This window comes from Micromonospora sp. NPDC126480, from assembly GCF_040302465.1.
Lineage (GTDB): Bacteria > Actinomycetota > Actinomycetes > Mycobacteriales > Micromonosporaceae > Micromonospora.
Map to the genome: position 1 here is coordinate 1 of NZ_JBEORU010000069.1, position 1,497 is coordinate 1,497.

General features: G+C 70.1%; 1 protein-coding gene. It reads left to right on the forward strand.

Features of this window, described 5'->3' with window-relative positions:
• Nucleotides 1–250: 250 nt before the first annotated feature.
• A complete protein-coding gene (locus ABTW87_RS30115) occupies nucleotides 251–1,471 on the forward strand; it encodes an IS110 family RNA-guided transposase (protein WP_350654800.1) in 1,221 nt (406 codons plus the stop codon).
• Nucleotides 1,472–1,497: the final 26 nt, after the last annotated feature.

A 1,497-nucleotide genomic window follows, 5' to 3' on the forward strand; every position in this document is an offset into this window, starting at 1 on the left:
CCTAATGGGTCGTACCGAGTTGTTGTAGGACACTCGGCTCCGGTAGCCGCCGGCCGGTGAGCACTCTCGTCGCCTGGATCTTGAGAATCCTAGGGTCAGATCGTGCCCCGGCCGGTGGTGGGGAGGGTTGGACCGCTGATGGGATGACGTGCCCCGGCCCGGCTTGTGGGTGGTGAGCACTTGACCATTAGGCCGCGGGTGATCCTCCTTGAGCTGCCCTTGGGTGAGCGGATCGGCGGGAGGAGCACGGGTGCTGTTCGTCGGTGATGACTGGGCTGAGGATCACCACGATGTGGAGATCCAGGACGAGACGGGCCGACGGCTGGCCAGAGCGAGGTTGCCCGAAGGCGTCCCGGGGATAGCTCGGCTGCACGCGATGCTGGCCGAACACCTGACCGGTGATGCAGAGTCGTCGCAGGTGGTGGTCGGGATCGAGACCGACCGCGGCCCGTGGGTGGGGGCGCTGGTCGCCGCGGGCTATCAGGTGTTCGCGGTCAATCCGATGCAGGTGGCCCGGTATCGGGAACGGCACTCGACCTCAGGAGCCAAGAGCGACACCGGTGACGCCCGGACCCTGGCCGACCTGGTACGCACCGACCGGCACCGGCACCGCCCGGTGGCCGGGGACAGCGACACCGCCGAGGCGGTCAAGATCCTCGCACGGGTGCATCAGACGCTGATCTGGGACCGGCAACGCCAGGTCCTGCGGCTGCGGGCGGCGCTGCGGGAGTTCTTCCCCGCCGCGATCACTGCCTTCGACGACCTGCACGCCGGCGAAGCCCTGGAGCTGCTCGGCCGGGCACCCGATCCGGTCCGCGCGGCGCGGTTGTCGCGTTCACAGATCGCCGCCGCGCTGCGGCGGGCCGGCCGGCGCAACGTCGACCAACGCGCCGAGACCATCCAGCAGGTTCTGCGGGCCGAGCAGCTGCCCCAACCAGCGGCGGTGCAGGCCGCCTACGCCGCCACCGTCCAAGCCGCGGTGAGGCTGATCGCCGCCCTCAACGGTCAGATCCACGCCCTCGAAGGCGAGGTGAGCGAGTCTTTTCACCAGCACCCGGACGCTGAGATCTACCTGTCCCAGCCCGGCCTGGGCGCCATCCTGGCGGCCCGGGTGCTCGCCGAGTTCGGAGACGACCCCGACCGCTACCCCGACGCCCGCAGCCGCAAGAACTACGCCGGCAACAGCCCCATCACCCGCCAGTCCGGCAAGAAACTCATCGTTCTGGCCCGCCACGCCCGCAACGACCGCCTCGCCGACGCCCTGCACCGGCAAGCCTTCTGCGCGCTACGCGCCTCACCCGGCGCCCGCGCCTACTACGACGAACTCCGCGCCCGCGGCTCCGGCCACCACGCCGCCCTACGACAACTCGCCAACCGCCTCACCGGCATCCTCCACGGCTGCCTCAAAACCGGCACCCACTACGACGAAACCACCGCCTGGGCCCACCGCACCCAACCCGCCGCCGCTTGACGCCCCAACGACATGGGATGTCTGAC